Origin of the sequence: Poriferisphaera sp. WC338, from assembly GCF_050931845.1 — a bacterium.
Taxonomy (GTDB): Bacteria; Planctomycetota; Phycisphaerae; order Phycisphaerales; family Phycisphaeraceae; genus Poriferisphaera.
The window spans coordinates 1483046-1500000 of record NZ_CP194516.1 but is presented as its reverse complement, the minus strand read 5'-3'; the positions used below and the strand labels follow the sequence as shown (position 1 = coordinate 1500000).

Below are 16955 nucleotides of genomic sequence, written 5' to 3'. Positions count from 1 at the left end.
TACACAGCACACATTTGTGCAGCAGGAGGAAGTCAACATGGCATGGACATCGATGCACTTTGCGATGGGCATGATCGGCGGCGGCGTAATCGGCGGCGCAGCCTGCTTGATTCTCAGACGTGGATGGCGGTGGTTACCTGCCGCAATGACAGCCGGCGGTATTTGGGGATTGATCCCCGATCTGCCTCGCATCTGGCGTGAAGATTTTACCGGCCTTCCCTTTGCAAGTTATCTCGGCAGCAAAAATTTCGAACGTTGGCTCCACGAAATCGGTGACGTGTTCTTCTTCCATTCACGACTTGATGCGCAACCCAAAGAATTTGCTTTGCACGGCCTGGCCACCATCATCTTCCTCTATTGCTGCTGCATGGTGATGCTAATGTATCTCGAAAGTAAGAGCCGCAACAGCATCGCTAACCGCGCGTGGCACAGCCATAAACATCACCTACCGAAGGATAAGCGAGACAAGCCTATCATTTTTGAAGAAGTCTCCATACCCCAGATGGCTGATGCTCCACCAGAAGGATCGATTGTATACGTTGACGAAGAAGCCCATCACACATCCACGCCCGGCAGCGAACTCGTTAAAAGCGTACGAGCACTTGAGCAACAGATTTACCAATCCGAGCAAGATGATTTGGTGATCGCTGAGAAAACCGATAAAGAGGAGGGTGTCGTCGGCCGTATTATCTCTGGTCACTTGAACAAATCTGGTTAAAACATACGACGAAGATTACCTGATTCACGGAGAAACCTTAGGGTAACATGCGTATCAAGCGATACGAAAAAACCGTGATTCATTTCAACATTGATGTCTCACAAGAAAGTTCACAGAATAGTGGATTGTGGGGAAAAAGAAGCCGACGATAGAGTTACTGGTATTCCGGGAGCGGTTTGACGCAAACTGATATCTAAACCGGGAAAAGAAAGTTCTAATAATCAGGCAAAGGTATGGTGTGATGAGCACGCATTTGGGTTGTGGTGCAGGCATGCGTAGTGGGGATATGCGCCGCTTGCGGATAGACAAACACGGTCAGGATAAGGAAATGTTGTGTGGCATAGCAGAAACATGGGCTTTTACTGTCGAATGCAACGAACCGATCGATGTGGTGCTACTGGTGAAAGAAACCAGTGATGGTGTGACATCGTGGATCGAGATGCGCCATGTGGATGATCATGTTTGGATGGTAGACCTCGACCTTAAGGAAGGCTGGTATCGCTTCCGCTACTATACCTCCCGTGGCAAAACCTTCATCAACTGTGGCACCTACGGGCTACAAGCCTCACTGATCAAAGGTTATGGTGGAGCGGTGATGATTGAAGCATTTGAGCATGCCGCAAGCGCATGATGCTAATCAATAAGCAGAATAATAAAGCCGACGTTCGAGGGGACGCCGGCTTTTGTTTTATATCTGTCTAACTGATGATTAGCCAAGTAAGCCATCAAGCCCCGGCAGATTCATCCCACCAGTTAGCTCGGCCATCTGATCTTTCACAGCAAGCTGTGCTTTCTCCATGGCAGCATTGGTCGCAGCCACGATCAGTTCTTCGATCATCACTTTGTCCGCATCGGCGCCTTCGCCTGCAAGCGCCGTGATCATCGCCGGATCAAGATTGACTTGCAGGATCTGCATCTTGCCGTTGACGGTGACTCGCACCGCACCCGCGCCGGCATCAGCTTCAATCTCAATCCGCGCCAGTTCGGCCTGCATCTGCTCGAACTTTTCTTTGATTTCACCGGCATTGCCCATCAGGCCCGCCAGACTTTTCAAGTTTTTCAATTGATCAAACATAGGGCTATATCTGTACTTTTGGGTTTTCCGCCGCGTACCAAACACGTCGTTCAGCATCGCTCGAATGACATTGTATCTGAATCAAGGTCGACAATCTGTACGCAACAGGATCAGAACATTTGCTTAATCATCCTGATCGGAATCTAGCGTATCGGACATCGTCTCGTCAGTCATTTCCGTAGGTGAATCTAACGCTAAATCTGCCTGCTCATCAGCAACACCAACCAACATTGCCTCAGGGAACGTTTCCAAAACCTTCTTCACCAGCGGCAGATTCTTAGCTAGGTCAATCTGCTCTTGCGACAACGCCCTTTGTGGTGTTACCTGGGATTTCGATTGTGATTTCGATGAAGCGGATACGGCAGAATGATCGATTTCAACTTGAATACGACGACCCAAGATTGCGACGAACTCCAAAGCCAATGATTCCAAACGTTGTGGCACAAGGAAGCCAGACAAATCCGGCGACCCATCAACCAATACAAGTATCGCCGTCGTTTCGGTCAATGCTTGAAGCGAAAGATTTTTGATCCATGCCAAGGCCGGTTTGTCATCAAGCCGAGATCGAACCGCCGACCAAACCGCTTTGGTGTCAGTCACATCAATATTTTGTAGAGGCGCGATCGTAGCCGCCGCAGATGGGGTTGGTGCGGTATGAGTTGGGTTAGAAGTTAACCCCGGGCGTGTGGATGATGGCGTATGTGTGACCGCTGCAGAACGGATTGCTGTCGGCGCAACAGCGGCAGGTGTATTACCAATAGCAGGAGCTAATGATAGATTACTGCTAGGAGGGTTTATGTTTTTTTTTTGCGCCGTAGGATTACCTGCAAGCAACTGTGAAATATCAGCATACTTTTCTGCAAGCGCAAGACGCACGATAGTGACATCAAAAAGTGCACGCGGGTTGGCCGAAGCTTTGCCGGTGCGTTGCAGGTTTTCGCAGAGTGCGATCATGTAGGTGATGGCGGGGGCGTCAAATCTTTTGGCTTGCTCAGCGGCTTCCTGTTTGGCTTCTTCGGAAAGCTCGACAAGGTCGGATTCGGGGCCGCAAGCAGCGATAAGCATCAGTTGCCGGAAGCGTTCAATCAACACGTCGATTAACTGCTCTTGTGAGATGCCGGTGGTCAGCAAGGCGTGCGCTGATTCCAGTGACTGCTTGATATCAGTCATTGCAATCGCATCAACAAGTTGCTTGATCCGCTCAGCGGCAGGCAATCCGAACATCTCTTCAAGCGTCTGCACCGTCAGCGGCGACTGCCCTGTCGCGATCAAACGGTCCAGCAGTGACAGCGCATCACGCATAGAGCCATTGCCAAGCCGCGCGACTTGCCAAAGTACTTGCTGTTCAGCTTCGATCTTTTCATTACCCAGCACCGACCCAATATGTTCTGCGATCTGGACAGTCGGAATATTGCGAAAATCAAACCGCTGGCAGCGCGACTGGATCGTTGGCGGCACTTTATGCGGCTCGGTCGTACACAAAATAAACTTCACATGCTCCGGCGGCTCCTCCATCGTCTTGAGCAGCGCGTTGAACGCCTCGCGTGTGAGCATGTGGACTTCGTCGATGATATAGATTTTATAGTTGGCGTTGGCGGTGGGTGCGAGACCGGCGTTGGCAATTAATTGCCGCGCTTCATCGACACCGCGGTTCGAGGCTCCGTCGATCTCAATGACGTTCAAGTCTTCGCCGTGCATGATGGCTTCTGCCATGCGTTCTTGCACATCGGTCGGCGGGTATTCGAGGTCCGGCTGCTTGGGCGCATCGGAGATCGTGTCCGGCGCGTTGAGCGCTCGGGCAAAGATGCGAGCCATGGATGTTTTGCCCACGCCGCGCGTGCCGGAGAACAGGTAGGCATGAGCGACGCGTTTCTGGGAGATGGCGTTCTTCAGCGTCTGCGCGATCGGCTGCTGGCCGACGACCTGATCGAAGGCTTGCGAGCGGTATCTTCTGGCGAGAACGGTGTAGGCCATGGGAATACTTGATGGGGATGAGGGTGTTGTGCCCGTGATCAAAAGTGTCACGAACGGCTGGTGCTTCCGGTCCGACGACGCCGCGGGGAAAGACGGCTAGAGCACCAACGGCACCGGGCCGACGACACTTAGGGCTGCTCCGATCAAGGCCTGACCCGGTTCGCGAGCCAACCCGTGCATTGGGTCCAGCCGTCTTTCCTCACGGCGAGCGATTGTAACACCAAGCACCGCGTGAGCCGAGCATCATATCGCGTCTAACGGTTATTCTCAACCTGCCTAATCGTCAGAGATGTTGCGCTGGCCAAGACTTACGCGGCAGGAACACGAAATTGCTTGGTTTCAACCGCGCTTTGGATTATGCTCAGGGCATACATACGGGCCTCGAGGGAGGCTTTTTGAAACATTATTTCAGAGGGCGGGAAATATATATCATACATGGCACAAGAGATGCGCCGTGGATCCATCGATTTATTTATTCATACCCACCCAATTTTATTGGAGTGAACAACATGGTTCTTCAAATCTTGCGCGGGGCATTGCTACTGATCGCAACCGCGGTTGCAGCATTGTATCTTCTTTCAAATCAATGGCAGGCCGGCGTCACCATGACCACCTTCATGGTCATCATGGGCGGCTCAGTCGGCATTACGGCGTTGGTCATCCTGATTGACAGCCAAATCAAACATAAAAAACTCAGTGCCGTCTCCGGCATCTTCCTCGGCCTGATCGCGGGGCTGCTTGCCGCGTATGCCATGTCGTTCGTGGTCGATCTCATCGGCGTCCTTACCGCGCCTGAAATCTCCACCTCAATGCCTGAAATCTCCCGAAGCAGCGTCATCTATCTCAATCTCAACCCTGAAGACAAACTCCTGCTGGACAACGCGTGGGATACATTCAATGCCGAAGTCATCCGTCGCGACGCCTACATGGAACTCCTCGAAGGCGTCAAAGTCCTTATCGGCCTGATCGCGATCTATCTCAGTATCTCCATGGTCCTGCAAACCAAAGACGATTTCCGTTTTGTCATCCCCTACGTCGAATTCACCAAACAAATCCGCGGCAACCGCCCCACCCTCGTCGACAGCTCCGTCATCATCGACGGCCGCATCCTCGACATCATCGACACACGCATCATGCAAGGCACGCTGGTTGTACCACGGTTCATCCTCAACGAATTGCAACTCATCGCCGACTCTGCCGACAAGCTCAAGCGCGCCCGTGGTCGGCGAGGCCTTGACGTCCTCAAGCAACTTCAAGACAGCCACATCGTCGAGGTCCACATCGAAGACCGCGATGCAGAGGGCGGCACTGTCGATCAAAAACTCATCGCACTCGCCCAGGACATGCAGGGCCGCGTGATGACCAACGACTACAACCTCAACAAAATCGCCCAACTCCGTGGCGTTGACGTGATCAACATCAACGATCTATCAAAAGCGATGCGACCCGTCGTTCTCCCCGGCGAGCACATGACCGTGAAGATCGTTAAGCCCGGCGAAGGTCAATCACAAGGCGTCGGCTATCTGGATGACGGCACGATGGTGGTTGTGGAAAACGGCAAACACCACGTGAACGAATCCTGCGACATCGTCGTGACCAGCACACTGCAAACCAGTGCTGGCCGCATGATTTTTGGCCGCTTCGCACACCTTGATGATGACGAAGAACATGATGGTGAACTCGTCGCCGCAACAGCATCAGCAGACAGCTCTACAGAAACATCTACTCCTGTCACTTCTGTTGCCAAACCAAAACAATCCCCCCCCGCTCCATCAGTACCACGCTCATCAAGTACGCACAACACCCCATCCAAAGCATCAAGACGCAACCCGCGCAGACATTAATCTCGCAAACAACTCGCCCATCAAAAAAGCAAGCCACTTCGTGATGATGCAGCGTGCTTTATTTTTTTGCTAATGTTGCGGGGGATCAGAGACCCAGTGCCGCATGCATAGTTGAACCAAGGTCAGCAGGCGAATCAGCGATAAAGCAGCCCGCATCTGTCAGTGCTTCGATCTTTGAGTCTGCCGAACCTTCACCACCAGAGATAATAGCGCCGGCATGACCCATTCGGCGACCAGGAGGTGCCGTGCGTCCAGCAATGAAACTTGTCACCGGCTTATGCACGTGGTTCTTAATAAACTCCGCTGCCTTCTCTTCATCGGTCCCGCCGATCTCACCAATCATGATGATGCCATCCGTTTCAGGATCAGCATTGAACATGATGAGACAATCGATGAAGTTCATGCCACGCACAGGGTCGCCGCCAATACCAACACAAGTCGTCTGGCCAATACCGAGATTCGAGGTTTGCCAAACAGCTTCGTAGGTAAGCGTACCAGAGCGAGAGATAATACCGACGGCACGTTTAGCTTCTGCTTCTTGCGGAGCTTTGTGAATATAGCCCGGCATGATCCCGATCTTACATTGACCTGGTGTAATCACACCCGGACAGTTTGGGCCGATCAGCCGCAATGAACGATACCGTGGCTGATCCAAAACACGTTTCACACGCATCATGTCCGCCACCGGCACACCTTCGGTCACACACACAATCAACTCGATGCCAGCATCCGCAGCTTCAAGGATCGCATCCGCTGCAAATGGCGGCGGCACAAAAATCATCGTCGCGTTCGCGCCGACTTCCTGCACCGCTTCATGACATGTATTAAAAATTGGCAGCCCATTGACGTCTTTTTGACCGCCCTTATTGGGGGTCACGCCGCCAACCATCTGCGTGCCATAATCAAGGCAGCCTTTAGTATGGAAGGAGCCTGCCGAACCAGTGATGCCTTGGCAAATCACACGTGTATTTTTATCAACTAAGATGCTCATGATGTTCCAAAAGATACCTTGTGTTTTACAGATATACAAAACCCGCCTGCTTTGGGCGGGAACAGTGAGTTTTACACACATCACCGGAGACGGCGGTATGAAGATTCGATTCCGAATTTGAACGACTTAGATCAATCATGAGGTGGCCAAAAATTCACCCTGATTTGGCTAAAAACCATCATCATACGCAAGTATCACAGCCCTACATCAACTCAAACATGGTCCGGCCGAGTCCCGAACTCCACACTGATTGTCGAGCGGATTCCTCCGCGCCCCTTCCAGTTCGTCTCCAGACACATCCATTTCGGCTGCATGACATCGTTCAGATCTCTTGCGATCGCATTGGTCACCGCCTCGTAAAAAATCCCCTCATTGCGGTACGCCTGGTAATATAACTTCAGTGATTTCAACTCCACGCACGTCTTGTCCGGCACGTAAATCAGTGTCACCGTTCCAAAATCCGGATGCCCAGTCTTCGGACACACCGACGTGAACTCGTCCGCCACGTGCTCAATCACAAAGTCATGACCCGAGCCGTCTGCGAGATTAGGATTGTCGAAACACTCAAGAATCTTTTTGTCTGCCATGGGCGTATGATAGTCGTGCTCCCCACAACGGGGCAAATGCCCTCCCGCACTGCAGCCCTCCCGCAATTTCTCCCTCTGGCCGCAGAACTTCCAGCAGCGCGACAATCGCTCAAATTTCAGGTATCCTGTGACCATCATGAGTGAATCCAACACGAAAATTACCGAAGAAGATGTCCGCCACGTTGCCAAGCTCAGCAGGCTCCGTCTCAGTGACGACGAGATCCATCATTTCACCGATCAACTCGAATCGGTGCTCGGGTACATCAGCAAGCTCAACGAGCTGGATGTAGAAGGTGTCGAGCCGATGGCCCATGCGATGGATATGAGCAATGTGTTGCGCGAAGACGCGGAAAAAGCCGGCATCCCCACTGCCGACGCACTCCGCAATGCACCCGCTCAAGACGACGGCTTCTTCGAAGTGCCCAAGGTTCTCGGCGAAGGCTCCGGTGCCTAACCACCGCCCGCCGCCTTAGACCTGTCCCCCAAACAAGACCATCGGCCTGCTGCCCGCATCGCTTCCCCCACGCAGCGCCACCACGATAGATACGAAAGTTTTCAACGATGAATGTGACCGAATCTAGCCTCGTCGAAATCCGAGACGCCATCGCAGATAAAAAAATCAGCGCTGTCGAAGTCACCGAAGCCTACCTCAAACGTGCCGCTGATCTTAACGGTAGCATCAACGCCTACCGTGAAACCTACGACGATCGCGCCATCGCCAAAGCAAAAGCCGTCGACGCGGGCGAAGCAATCGGACCACTCGCCGGCGTGCCCATCGCCATCAAAGATCTCATGTGCACCGAATATGGCCGCACCTCCTGTTCCTCCAACATGCTCGGCGACTTCCACGCCTCTTACAACTGCACCGCCGTCAAACGACTCGAAGACGCCGGCGCAGTCGTCATCGGTAAAACCAACATGGATGAGTTCGCCATGGGCTCCTCGACCGAAACCTGTGCCTTTGGCTCAACCCAAAACCCTTGGGATCAAGCACACGTTCCCGGCGGATCATCCGGCGGTGCTGCAGCCGCCATGGCCGCGGACTTCTGCGCAGGATCACTCGGCTCCGACACCGGTGGCTCCATCCGCCAGCCTGCCGCACTCTGCGGTGTCGTTGGACTTAAACCCACCTACGGTCGCGTCTCCCGCTGGGGACTCGTCGCCTTCGCCTCCTCCTTAGATCAGATCGGCCCGCTCACACACACAGTTGAAGATGCCGCACTCCTGCTCAAACACATGGGTGGCCACGATGAGCTCGACTCCACCAGCGCCAACATTGATATCCCCGCCGACCTCGATGCTATAGATCAAAAACCTGACAAGCTCCGTATCGGCATCGCTAAGCAATACATGAGCGACGAAGCCAACGATCCTGCTGTCAGCAAAGCCGTGGCCGAGGCGATTGAAATCTACAAATCAGAAGGCGCTAAGATCGTTGAAGTCGATCTCCCCCACACCGAGTATGGCATCCCCGTCTATTACATCGTCGCCACCGCCGAAGCATCTTCCAACCTCGCTCGCTACGACGGTGTTCACTATGGCCATCGCACCAAAACACCCGACGATCTCATTGACCTCTACGCACGCAGCCGCGCTGAAGGCTTCGGCGACGAAGTTAAACGCCGCATCATGCTCGGCACCTACGCACTCTCCTCTGGCTACTACGACGCCTACTACAACCGCGCCCTCAAAGTCCGCCGCCTGATCAGCAACGACTTCCGCACCGCCTTTGAATCCTGTGACGCGATCCTCTGCCCCACCACTACAAGCCCGGCCTTCAAGATCGGTGAAAAAACCGATGACCCGCTCTCGATGTACCTCAACGACATCTACACCGTCACCGCCAACCTTGCCGGCATCCCCGGCATCAGTCTCCCCGGCGGCCTCGGTGAACGCGACGGCAAAAAACTCCCCATCGGTGTGCAACTGCTCGGCCCAGCATTCGGCGAAGCCAATCTCCTCCGCATCGCCAGACTCTACGAAAAGAACACCGACTATTATCGGCTCCGTCCGCAAATCTAAAAACCCCTACCCGCCGGCCCATGCAAACTGATCAGTACAGGGTAAAAAATATCGCCACGCAATCTCCACGCATTTGTTGCCATGCCCGCAACACGCCGATAAACACATAAACCGTCATCCATGTATGACCGTCTGTCCCATGGCGTAATTTCTTCACATATTACAAAAACACAGAACAGAGTATTGGGCATGAGTGATTCGCAAAAACCGTACATTGGGATTGACCTTGGTGGCACAAACATCGGGGCTGGCATCGTCACCACTGAAGGCAAACTCCTCGCTGATGACAAGGTCAAAACCAAAGCACAAAATGGCTCCGACACCGTCATCAAACGCATCACCAAAGTGATTGAGAAAATTGTCGATCAGGCCAATCTGAAAATGGACGACATTGCCGGCATCGGCATCGGTGCCCCTGGCGCGATCAACATCAAAGATGGCGTTGTCATGGAAGCCGTCAATCTACGATGGAACAACTACCCTCTCGCCAAAATCCTCAGCAAAGAAACCCACCTGCCCGTCATCCTCGACAACGACGTTAATGTCGGCACATGGGGTGAATTCAAAATCGGCGGCGGCAAAAACACCCACAATATGCTCGGCATCTTTATCGGTACGGGTATCGGTGGCGGACTTATCCTCCACAACCATCTCTACTACGGCCACCATATGACTGCGGGCGAAATCGGTCATACCCTCGTCAAAGCCGATGGCAGTCTCGGCCGCAGAACTCTAGAGAACCTCGCCAGTCGCACCAGTATCGCTCAGGTGCTCGCCAAGCTCATCCAGTCCAACCACGCCAGTATCATTTCCAAACTCACTGAGGGCGACCTGACGAAGATCCGTTCGCGTGTCATCGGAGAAGCCTTCAAACAAAACGACAAGCTCACCAAGATCGTGATCGGCGATGCTGCAAAGTATGTCGGCATCGCGATCGCCAACACCGTCACACTACTGAGTCTTCCACATGTGGTCCTCGGCGGCGGGTTAACCGAAGCACTCGGCGAACCTTGGGTCAAGATGGTTCATGAGCATTACGAAAATCACGTGTTCCCACACGGCCACGAATGCAACATCGTCGCCAGCCAACTTGGTGATCATGCTGGCGTAATCGGGGCCGGATTACTCGCACATCATCGCCTCACAGAAGGCCATAAGATCTGACTTTGCTCAGTCCACAAATCGCAACAAGTCTTGATTTAATCAATACTTTCCATTAAAAAAACTGGAGAGATGAAAGTCGGTTTGTCGACTTTCTGACTATCAACACTGCTTTCTCCCCTCCGCCCCGTTGTCGCCTCGGTGACAGCGGGGTTTTTCTTAATCAAAATAAACTCAATCCGATTGATCAAATCACAATATAAACACTTTGTTTCAATATGGTTATGTCCCCCACAGTAGTCATAACAATCTTATGATTCTTGTTAATCTAGGTAAACTTTTATTGTTCTTCGTCGATTATTCGCACAGAACACATTTCAATCAGCCGCCATTATCACCGTCTTCGCTCATAGCAATTCCCATTTGTAAGAATTAAAAAATCTCACACCTTTGCAAAACGGCTATGATGTCGATTCGATCCCAGTATTGTTAACAATTGTTCGCCACCCATACGCTAATATCCCAACGAAAAAAAACTGCGCAACCCACCTAATCAGCGCTTCGATGACAGTAATCATGATCATTTGCTCTACCAATAAAACTCACATGCTAAAAAGGTGCATAAAAACTGTCTGAAAGATCATCTCCTCCAGACAGTCTCTGTTTCACATAAATCATATCACGCAAGCAATAATGAACCGATCAGAGGCACTCGGCCTTCTTGATCGTTGGCGGGTTCTCTGGCGTACCGGCTTGTGGATTAGAAAGCGGTGTCGCCGCGATCTTCTCTACCACATCCATACCTTCGATCACTTTACCAAACGCGGTGTACTGGTTATCCAAGTGTTGGCAATATTCACGGGTGAGGCAGACGAAGAATTGTGAGCCTGCAGAATTAGGATCTGCCGAACGTGCCATGGAGAGTACACCGGGGACATGTTCGCGATCATTAAATTCAGCATCAATCTTGTAACCAGGGTCGCCGGTTCCATCACCGCGCGGGCATCCACCTTGGATAACGAAACCTGGGATGATGCGGTGAAAATTCAGGCCATCGTAAAAACCTTCGCCGATGAGTTTGAGGAAGTTTTCTGCGTGGCCGGGCGCGACATCATTCCAAAGCTCGATGGTGATCGCGCCTTCGGAGGTTTCAAGTTTGGCTTGTGGGTAGTCTGACATAGTCTTTCTCTTGCAATACAGGTTTAGAATCAGTTGTGACGAACGACAGTAAAGTTCGTCTAAAAACACGCGTCACAATGCGTGCATATATCGTTTATTACGCCTCAATGATCGAGACAATGGCTTTGCGACTGCGTGAACCGTCAAATTCGCAGAAGTAGATACCTTGCCACGTGCCCAAGATCATATGACCATTTTCGATCATGACTGTCACGGATGAGCCAGTCATCGTCGCTTTAACATGTGAAGCCGAGTTACCCTCAGCGTGACGGTAAAACGGTTGCGTCCACGGCACCATCAGATCAAGCTGCTTGAGCATGTCATGAACAACATCTGGGTCAGCGTTTTCGTTGATAGTCACACCAGCAGTGGTGTGCGGGATGTAGACGATGACGTAGCCATCTTGGATGTCTGATTGATCAATTAGCTTTTGTACCTCAACCGTGATCTCGATCATCTCGCTGCGCTGGCTTGTGGGGATAGTAAGGGTGTGCTTAAACATGTGAGCATGATAGCGAGATCAAGTTGGAGCTGCGCGGCTGATCACAATCTGACACAAAATGATCCAGAGCCTTGCGTGGTGGAGCGAAAGGAGATAAAACAAATGACAGATTACACCTTTTTTGTCTGTGGTGAAACATGACAGGATGGAGGCGTTGATCTATGAAAGTGGGTATTCCGATACGGGTCACTTCTGGCGAGACGCGCGTGGCCATGGTGCCGCAAATCGCCAAGCGCTTATTAAAAATGGATTGTGAAGTTGTTATCCAAGCTAGCGCGGGCTTGTTGTCATTCTACAGCGATACGGATTATGAGCAGGCTGGCGTAACCGTTACTGATAATGAGCAAGCTATTTGGCAAGAGAGCGATGTCGTATTAGTGGTAGAGCCACCAACTGAAGCGCAAGCGCGAATGATGAAGCGTGGTGCTGTACTGGTAGGGATGCTCGGGCCACTGGCAAATCTTGATCTCATGAAAACATTACGTGATCAGGGAATTACAGTGTTTGCGATGGAGTTTCTACCGCGTATCAGCCGAGCTCAATCGATGGATGTGCTGTCGAGCCAAGCGAATCTTGGCGGCTACAAGGCAGTACTGCTGGCAGCGGATGCAAGTGCAAAGATGTTCCCGATGATGATCACAGCTGCTGGCACAATCAAACCGGCCAAAGTGTTTGTGATCGGCGCAGGTGTGGCGGGATTGCAAGCCATTGCAACAGCAAAGCGGCTAGGCGCAACGGTCGAAGCGTATGACGTACGTGCGGTCACCAAAGAACAAGTGCAATCACTCGGCGGACGATTTGTCGAGCTTCCAACCGCAGCACAGGATGACGCCGCCACCGGCGGATATGCCAAAGAACAAACCGAAGATGATCGCAAACAACAGACGGATCTGATGGCGAAACATGTCATCGGCGCGGATATCACCATCACCACCGCAGCGGTTTTCGGTAAAGCACCACCGATGCTCATCCCCAAAGATGTGGTAGATCAGATCGCGGCGGGTAGTGTGATCATTGATATGGCCGCAAGCAGGGAGTACGGCCGAGGCAATTGCGAATGCACCCAACCCGGCGAAGTGATCACGACGGAGAACGGCGTAAAAATCTTCGGCTATGATAATCTCCCAGCCATGCTCAGCGCTAATGCCAGCCAAGTCTATGCCAACAACATGCTCGCGTTCAGCAAAGAATTTCTTAATGGTGGTCAGATCAAGATTGACCTTGAAAACGAGGTCATTCAGGGCGCGTTGATCACGCACAACGGCGAAGTGACCAACGAGTTAGTCAAACAAGCGCTTGCGAACAACTAGCCACAGATTCAAACAATATGTTCTGTGGTGGTAACTGTTTCTTACACACGGTACAGACGCGCTGATGCTATAGATGAATATCAGCTCGCATGGGTCACAACTGAAAAAGGATCAATTTATGGACCCGGTTGTCAGCATTATCATTTTCGTCCTCGCCATCTTCATCGGGTTTGAGGTGATCACCAAAGTTCCTTCGACGCTACACACACCATTGATGAGTGGCTCGAACGCGATCTCCGGCATCACAATCGTCGGCGCACTGGCTTGTTCATTCAGTGACAGCCTCGGCTACTTCAGTGTATGGCTGGGGATGCTGGCAGTGATCTTTGCCACGATCAATGTTGTCGGCGGATATGTCGTCACCGCACGCATGCTTAACATGTTTGGTGACAAGAAAAAAGAAGGGGGTGAGTGATCATGCAGGTATCTGCCCACATATTAAACCTTCTCACGCTTGGTGTGACCGACGACAGCATCGTCAACTTACTCTACCTGCTCGCAGCGGTGCTATTCATCTTTGGGCTCAAGATGCTTTCAAGTGTCAAGTCCGCAGCAAAAGGTAATCTTGTATCGGCACTAGGTATGCTACTCGCTACGGTTGTAACGCTGTTCCTTGTGAATCAGAAAGCGACCGGCGGCGAAAGCTATCTGATCAGCTTCATCTGGATCGGGGTAGCACTGATCATCGGTGCCGGAATTGGTTTAGTGCTGGCAGTGAAGGTAGAGATGACGGGCATGCCGCAGATGGTAGCGTTACTCAATGGATTTGGCGGTATCGCATCTCTACTCGTGGCGTGTGGGGAGTATGCACGATCATACGGTTTATATAAAAATATGGCGGAAGCAAAAGCTTCATTGGTACAAATGAACCTTGATTTACCGGGTGAAACAGGGATGGAAAGCCTGTACCTCGCGCTTTTAGCAACAGGACTAGCAACACTCATCGGTGGTGTGACCTTCACCGGGTCATTGGTCGCTTTTGCGAAATTACAAGGATTGAAGTTCATTCCGGACCAGCCAGTGCAGTTCACGGGACAGCGGATCGCGATCGCAGCGCTACTGCTGCTGTCATTAGCGTTAGCATTTCTTTTACCTGTGGATGCGGTGGCATGGTGGACATTGGTGATCGTCACGTTGGCGGCATTAACATTGGGCGTACTACTTGTAATTGGAATCGGCGGCGCGGACATGCCAGTGGTGGTGTCACTGCTCAATAGCTACTCTGGCCTTGCGGCGGCCATGGCGGGGCTGGTGCTTTCCAATGCGGCACTTATCATCACGGGTTCATTGGTCGGAGCGTCCGGCATCATCCTGACCAACATCATGTGCAAGGCAATGAACCGCTCGTTATTGAATGTTTTGTTCGGTGGTGTGGGTGGCACGACCAGTGGTGGCAGCGCGAGCAAAGGATCACAGGGTGAAGCCAAAGAGTTCACCGCAGAAGACGCGGCCATTGTCATGGATGCAGCAAATCAGGTCATCGTAGTACCAGGTTACGGTATGGCCGTCGCACAAGCACAGCATGCGGTGAAAGAACTGGCAGACGAACTAGGCAAACGAAACATCAGCGTAAAATATGCGATCCATCCGGTGGCTGGTCGCATGCCGGGACATATGAACGTGCTTCTCGCAGAGGCGGGTGTGGACTACGAGCAACTGGCTGACCTCGACGAGATTAATCCCGAGTTTGAGCAATCAGATGTAGCGTTAGTTATAGGCGCAAACGATGTCACCAATCCAGCGGCACGTACCGACAAAGGCAGTCCAATCTACGGTATGCCAATCCTTGATGTCGACAAGTCACGCACCGTCTTCGTGATCAAACGCTCTATGAATCCCGGGTTTGCTGGCATTCAAAACGAATTGTATTTCAAAGACAACACACGAATGATCTTTGGCGATGCGAAGAAAGTCGTCACCGCGCTAACCAAAGAAGTACAAGACGTTTAGTGCGCACTCGAATTATGACATAAACAAACCGGCAGAAATGATTCTTGCCGGTTGTATTTTTCTATCTCGTAGTGATTGAGTTAATGCGGGTGGCAGCAGCAACCTGAGCCACACGAACCACCGGGCATGGAAGCAGAAGATGAAGATGTACTGGTCGAATCACAAGCGGAAAAGACCGAGTGTTTTCGTGAGGTTTTCTTACTATCACAGTGCTCACATGCAATCGGTTCATCTGCATCGGCCATTCGGCGGATCACTTCAGTCACCTCTTCACACTTAGCACATTCATATTCGTAAACTGGCATGATCGGCTCCTGTGATAATCACGATATTAAATCATCCACCTATATTCTAACAAACACGCTGTTCATGATCACTTACGGGACAAAGACGAGGAAAATTTCAATTTCAAATCACCCGCCTCGATCCGCCGCGTATCTTTCCCACCAAATTGAGAGCCGCTTGTAAAAGCAATACCATGTAATTCGCCATCGATCTTTCTAAAACGGAGCGTAATGTTACCGCGTGTAATATGATCAAGTCGAAGTACCTGTCCGCTGAGATTGCCAATAATACTGTATTCACTGCTACCGATTAATGGTGATCGAATTTGAGTGAATTGTCCGTTTTGCAAAACCGCATCACCCACACTCCCCGATACTTTCCCAGCCCGATTAATGTCCAATGCGATCGGCAAAAACTTCTGTTGTGTCCAGCTTGAACGAATCTCAGCGCCACCGGTCCATTTGCCAGCGATTCCCATCTTGACCGTATTTAATTTTGCATCCTTGTTGCCTGCCACACATCCGGGCAAAACCAAAACAACCAATATTATTGAGAGCAAACACCATATATTCTCTTTCAACATCCTCAATCTCCGATTCAACTCTTTCCGAAAACGGATGGCGAATATCCGTATAAATCGCAGAACAACAGCAACTCAGATCATGAGCCACTGAAGTGAAGATCGTATGAATACATGTGAGAGTTTAGTTAACCTGAAATGTTGTCACGGTCATAATCGACGGTGAACAGCGTAGGCAACAGATAGTTGTTGTTACGATAAAGGAAGACCTGGCCAGAAAGTGTAAAAACAACCTTGTCGCCAAGCTCCTGGACAATAGTTTCCATACCTTCAAGCTTTTTGCATGGCTGCAAAATCAGCGGGCGTTCGGGGTTCTCTCTTGCGTCGGACTCGAACACAAAAATCTGCAATCCTTCAGGCGACCGAATCAATCTCCCACGGCGATTCACAATAAACGTACCATCCACCAGAAGCGGCGGAGCTTCTTCACCGGGTGCTATACCAAGCACAGACGGATCAATGTTAACTGTAGCGGCAGGCATCGTTGGCGTTTCAGGTAACTCCAAATCAACCTCCGGACGGCGAGATGGCTCTATCACCGGTGGCTTCTTACGCTTGAGCAAAAGCTGACGCATGATCTGATCGGATTCATCCGCAGCCTGTTCGGTTTGCGTTGGCACTGCTTTTTCAGAGGTTGGTTCTGTGGCAGGCGTTTCGGCAGCATCAGATGGCTGAGTTGCTGAAGATTGCGCACCAAGCGGTAAACTCAGTGACAATGTGATCGCAATAAGACTCAAAGTAGACGTGATCCAAAGCAGGGTGCGGTTCATGACGTTCTCCGTAACGCGTGGCAATTCATCAGCAGTATTCTAGGTAAACAGGCCGACAGTGATCTGC

Annotated in this window: 18 protein-coding genes and 1 other RNA gene; 9 read left to right on the top strand and 10 right to left on the bottom strand. The window is 51.5% G+C overall.

The annotated features are described in order from the left end of the window. The first annotated feature begins 37 nt into the window (after positions 1 to 37). Together ACQ6WK_RS06120 and ACQ6WK_RS06115 are read left to right on the top strand one after the other, a co-directional pair. The gene (locus tag ACQ6WK_RS06120; RefSeq protein WP_432799858.1) at positions 38 to 718 is read left to right on the top strand and encodes a hypothetical protein; all 681 of its coding nucleotides are present in this window, start codon (positions 38 to 40) and stop codon (positions 716 to 718) included. A 241-nt stretch (positions 719 to 959) separates the two neighbouring features. Further along, complete coding sequence (locus tag ACQ6WK_RS06115; RefSeq protein ID WP_432799857.1) at positions 960 to 1349, top strand: hypothetical protein; 390 nt, start codon at positions 960 to 962, stop codon at positions 1347 to 1349. Positions 1350 to 1427: 78 nt separating this feature from the next. Here the strand turns inward: ACQ6WK_RS06115 and ACQ6WK_RS06110 are convergent, their stop codons facing one another. The 3 genes from ACQ6WK_RS06110 to ffs form a co-directional block, all read right to left on the bottom strand. Continuing rightward, the gene (locus ACQ6WK_RS06110; RefSeq protein WP_432799856.1) at positions 1428 to 1793 is read right to left on the bottom strand and encodes a YbaB/EbfC family nucleoid-associated protein; all 366 of its coding nucleotides are present in this window, start codon (positions 1791 to 1793) and stop codon (positions 1428 to 1430) included. Positions 1794 to 1916: 123 nt separating this feature from the next. Next, entirely contained in the window at positions 1917 to 3767 is a 1851-nt protein-coding gene (gene dnaX, locus ACQ6WK_RS06105; RefSeq protein ID WP_432799855.1) for a DNA polymerase III subunit gamma/tau, read from the bottom strand. Between the two features lie 91 nt (positions 3768 to 3858). Beyond that, positions 3859 to 3958, bottom strand: an RNA gene (gene ffs / locus ACQ6WK_RS06100) — signal recognition particle sRNA small type. 318 nt (positions 3959 to 4276) lie between these two features. On the opposite strand from ffs, the gene ACQ6WK_RS06095 reads away from it, so the two are divergent. Beyond that, positions 4277 to 5611 carry a PIN/TRAM domain-containing protein gene (locus ACQ6WK_RS06095; protein WP_432799854.1) on the top strand — a complete coding sequence of 445 codons (1335 nt, stop codon included), beginning with the start codon at positions 4277 to 4279 and terminating at the stop codon, positions 5609 to 5611. An 85-nt stretch (positions 5612 to 5696) separates the two neighbouring features. Here ACQ6WK_RS06095 and sucD read toward each other — a convergent pair whose 3' ends face one another. Further along, entirely contained in the window at positions 5697 to 6602 is a 906-nt protein-coding gene (gene sucD / locus ACQ6WK_RS06090) for a succinate--CoA ligase subunit alpha (protein WP_432799853.1), read from the bottom strand. Between the two features lie 212 nt (positions 6603 to 6814). Continuing rightward, complete coding sequence (queF, locus tag ACQ6WK_RS06085) at positions 6815 to 7189, bottom strand: preQ(1) synthase (RefSeq protein ID WP_432799852.1); 375 nt, start codon at positions 7187 to 7189, stop codon at positions 6815 to 6817. Between the two features lie 136 nt (positions 7190 to 7325). On the opposite strand from queF, the gene gatC reads away from it, so the two are divergent. The 3 genes from gatC to ACQ6WK_RS06070 all read left to right on the top strand — a co-directional run bounded on the left by gatC (position 7326) and on the right by ACQ6WK_RS06070 (position 10375). Next, positions 7326 to 7643, top strand: a complete 318-nt coding sequence (gatC, locus tag ACQ6WK_RS06080; RefSeq protein WP_432799851.1) for an Asp-tRNA(Asn)/Glu-tRNA(Gln) amidotransferase subunit GatC — start codon at positions 7326 to 7328, stop codon at positions 7641 to 7643. 107 nt (positions 7644 to 7750) lie between these two features. Then, positions 7751 to 9211 carry an Asp-tRNA(Asn)/Glu-tRNA(Gln) amidotransferase subunit GatA gene (gene gatA, locus ACQ6WK_RS06075; protein WP_432799850.1) on the top strand — a complete coding sequence of 487 codons (1461 nt, stop codon included), beginning with the start codon at positions 7751 to 7753 and terminating at the stop codon, positions 9209 to 9211. A gap of 189 nt (positions 9212 to 9400) precedes the next feature. After that, positions 9401 to 10375 (top strand): ROK family protein, encoded by a 975-nt coding sequence (locus ACQ6WK_RS06070; protein WP_432799849.1) that lies wholly within the window; start codon positions 9401 to 9403, stop codon positions 10373 to 10375. Between the two features lie 639 nt (positions 10376 to 11014). Here the strand turns inward: ACQ6WK_RS06070 and ACQ6WK_RS06065 are convergent. Together ACQ6WK_RS06065 and ACQ6WK_RS06060 are read right to left on the bottom strand one after the other, a co-directional pair. Beyond that, on the bottom strand, positions 11015 to 11491 hold the full coding sequence (locus ACQ6WK_RS06065) for a peptidylprolyl isomerase (protein ID WP_432799848.1): 477 nt from the start codon (positions 11489 to 11491) through the stop codon (positions 11015 to 11017). A 97-nt stretch (positions 11492 to 11588) separates the two neighbouring features. Then, positions 11589 to 11993: a secondary thiamine-phosphate synthase enzyme YjbQ gene (locus ACQ6WK_RS06060; protein ID WP_432799847.1), complete on the bottom strand. Its 405-nt coding sequence runs from the start codon at positions 11991 to 11993 to the stop codon at positions 11589 to 11591. A 161-nt stretch (positions 11994 to 12154) separates the two neighbouring features. Between ACQ6WK_RS06060 and ACQ6WK_RS06055 the strand changes: the two genes are divergently transcribed. The 3 genes from ACQ6WK_RS06055 to ACQ6WK_RS06045 all read left to right on the top strand — a co-directional run bounded on the left by ACQ6WK_RS06055 (position 12155) and on the right by ACQ6WK_RS06045 (position 15253). Beyond that, positions 12155 to 13303: a Re/Si-specific NAD(P)(+) transhydrogenase subunit alpha gene (locus ACQ6WK_RS06055; RefSeq protein WP_432799846.1), complete on the top strand. Its 1149-nt coding sequence runs from the start codon at positions 12155 to 12157 to the stop codon at positions 13301 to 13303. Between the two features lie 118 nt (positions 13304 to 13421). Further along, positions 13422 to 13718: an NAD(P) transhydrogenase subunit alpha gene (locus ACQ6WK_RS06050; RefSeq protein ID WP_432799845.1), complete on the top strand. Its 297-nt coding sequence runs from the start codon at positions 13422 to 13424 to the stop codon at positions 13716 to 13718. 2 nt (positions 13719 to 13720) lie between these two features. Next, positions 13721 to 15253 (top strand): NAD(P)(+) transhydrogenase (Re/Si-specific) subunit beta, encoded by a 1533-nt coding sequence (locus ACQ6WK_RS06045; RefSeq protein ID WP_432799844.1) that lies wholly within the window; start codon positions 13721 to 13723, stop codon positions 15251 to 15253. Between the two features lie 80 nt (positions 15254 to 15333). On the opposite strand, the gene ACQ6WK_RS06040 is transcribed toward ACQ6WK_RS06045, so the two are convergent. The 3 genes from ACQ6WK_RS06040 to ACQ6WK_RS06030 all read right to left on the bottom strand — a co-directional run bounded on the left by ACQ6WK_RS06040 (position 15334) and on the right by ACQ6WK_RS06030 (position 16888). Next, entirely contained in the window at positions 15334 to 15558 is a 225-nt protein-coding gene (locus tag ACQ6WK_RS06040) for an FmdB family zinc ribbon protein (protein WP_432799843.1), read from the bottom strand. Between the two features lie 68 nt (positions 15559 to 15626). Continuing rightward, positions 15627 to 16121 carry a hypothetical protein gene (locus ACQ6WK_RS06035; protein ID WP_432799842.1) on the bottom strand — a complete coding sequence of 165 codons (495 nt, stop codon included), beginning with the start codon at positions 16119 to 16121 and terminating at the stop codon, positions 15627 to 15629. 125 nt (positions 16122 to 16246) lie between these two features. Continuing rightward, on the bottom strand, positions 16247 to 16888 hold the full coding sequence (locus ACQ6WK_RS06030) for a hypothetical protein (RefSeq protein WP_432799841.1): 642 nt from the start codon (positions 16886 to 16888) through the stop codon (positions 16247 to 16249). Between the last annotated feature and the right edge of the window lie 67 nt (positions 16889 to 16955).

Excerpts from the sequence above, each read along its gene's own strand:
- ACQ6WK_RS06120 (WP_432799858.1), top strand. The coding sequence starts at position 38 with ATGGCATGGACATCGATGCACTTTGCGATGGGCATGATCGGCGGCGGC.
- ACQ6WK_RS06115 (WP_432799857.1), top strand. The coding sequence starts at position 960 with ATGAGCACGCATTTGGGTTGTGGTGCAGGCATGCGTAGTGGGGATATG.
- ACQ6WK_RS06110 (WP_432799856.1), bottom strand. The coding sequence starts at position 1,793 with ATGTTTGATCAATTGAAAAACTTGAAAAGTCTGGCGGGCCTGATGGGC.
- dnaX (WP_432799855.1), bottom strand. The coding sequence starts at position 3,767 with ATGGCCTACACCGTTCTCGCCAGAAGATACCGCTCGCAAGCCTTCGAT.
- ACQ6WK_RS06095 (WP_432799854.1), top strand. The coding sequence starts at position 4,277 with ATGGTTCTTCAAATCTTGCGCGGGGCATTGCTACTGATCGCAACCGCG.
- sucD (WP_432799853.1), bottom strand. The coding sequence starts at position 6,602 with ATGAGCATCTTAGTTGATAAAAATACACGTGTGATTTGCCAAGGCATC.
- queF (WP_432799852.1), bottom strand. The coding sequence starts at position 7,189 with ATGGCAGACAAAAAGATTCTTGAGTGTTTCGACAATCCTAATCTCGCA.
- gatC (WP_432799851.1), top strand. The coding sequence starts at position 7,326 with ATGAGTGAATCCAACACGAAAATTACCGAAGAAGATGTCCGCCACGTT.
- gatA (WP_432799850.1), top strand. The coding sequence starts at position 7,751 with ATGAATGTGACCGAATCTAGCCTCGTCGAAATCCGAGACGCCATCGCA.
- ACQ6WK_RS06070 (WP_432799849.1), top strand. The coding sequence starts at position 9,401 with ATGAGTGATTCGCAAAAACCGTACATTGGGATTGACCTTGGTGGCACA.
- ACQ6WK_RS06065 (WP_432799848.1), bottom strand. The coding sequence starts at position 11,491 with ATGTCAGACTACCCACAAGCCAAACTTGAAACCTCCGAAGGCGCGATC.
- ACQ6WK_RS06060 (WP_432799847.1), bottom strand. The coding sequence starts at position 11,993 with ATGTTTAAGCACACCCTTACTATCCCCACAAGCCAGCGCAGCGAGATG.
- ACQ6WK_RS06055 (WP_432799846.1), top strand. The coding sequence starts at position 12,155 with ATGAAAGTGGGTATTCCGATACGGGTCACTTCTGGCGAGACGCGCGTG.
- ACQ6WK_RS06050 (WP_432799845.1), top strand. The coding sequence starts at position 13,422 with ATGGACCCGGTTGTCAGCATTATCATTTTCGTCCTCGCCATCTTCATC.
- ACQ6WK_RS06045 (WP_432799844.1), top strand. The coding sequence starts at position 13,721 with ATGCAGGTATCTGCCCACATATTAAACCTTCTCACGCTTGGTGTGACC.
- ACQ6WK_RS06040 (WP_432799843.1), bottom strand. The coding sequence starts at position 15,558 with ATGCCAGTTTACGAATATGAATGTGCTAAGTGTGAAGAGGTGACTGAA.
- ACQ6WK_RS06035 (WP_432799842.1), bottom strand. The coding sequence starts at position 16,121 with ATGTTGAAAGAGAATATATGGTGTTTGCTCTCAATAATATTGGTTGTT.
- ACQ6WK_RS06030 (WP_432799841.1), bottom strand. The coding sequence starts at position 16,888 with ATGAACCGCACCCTGCTTTGGATCACGTCTACTTTGAGTCTTATTGCG.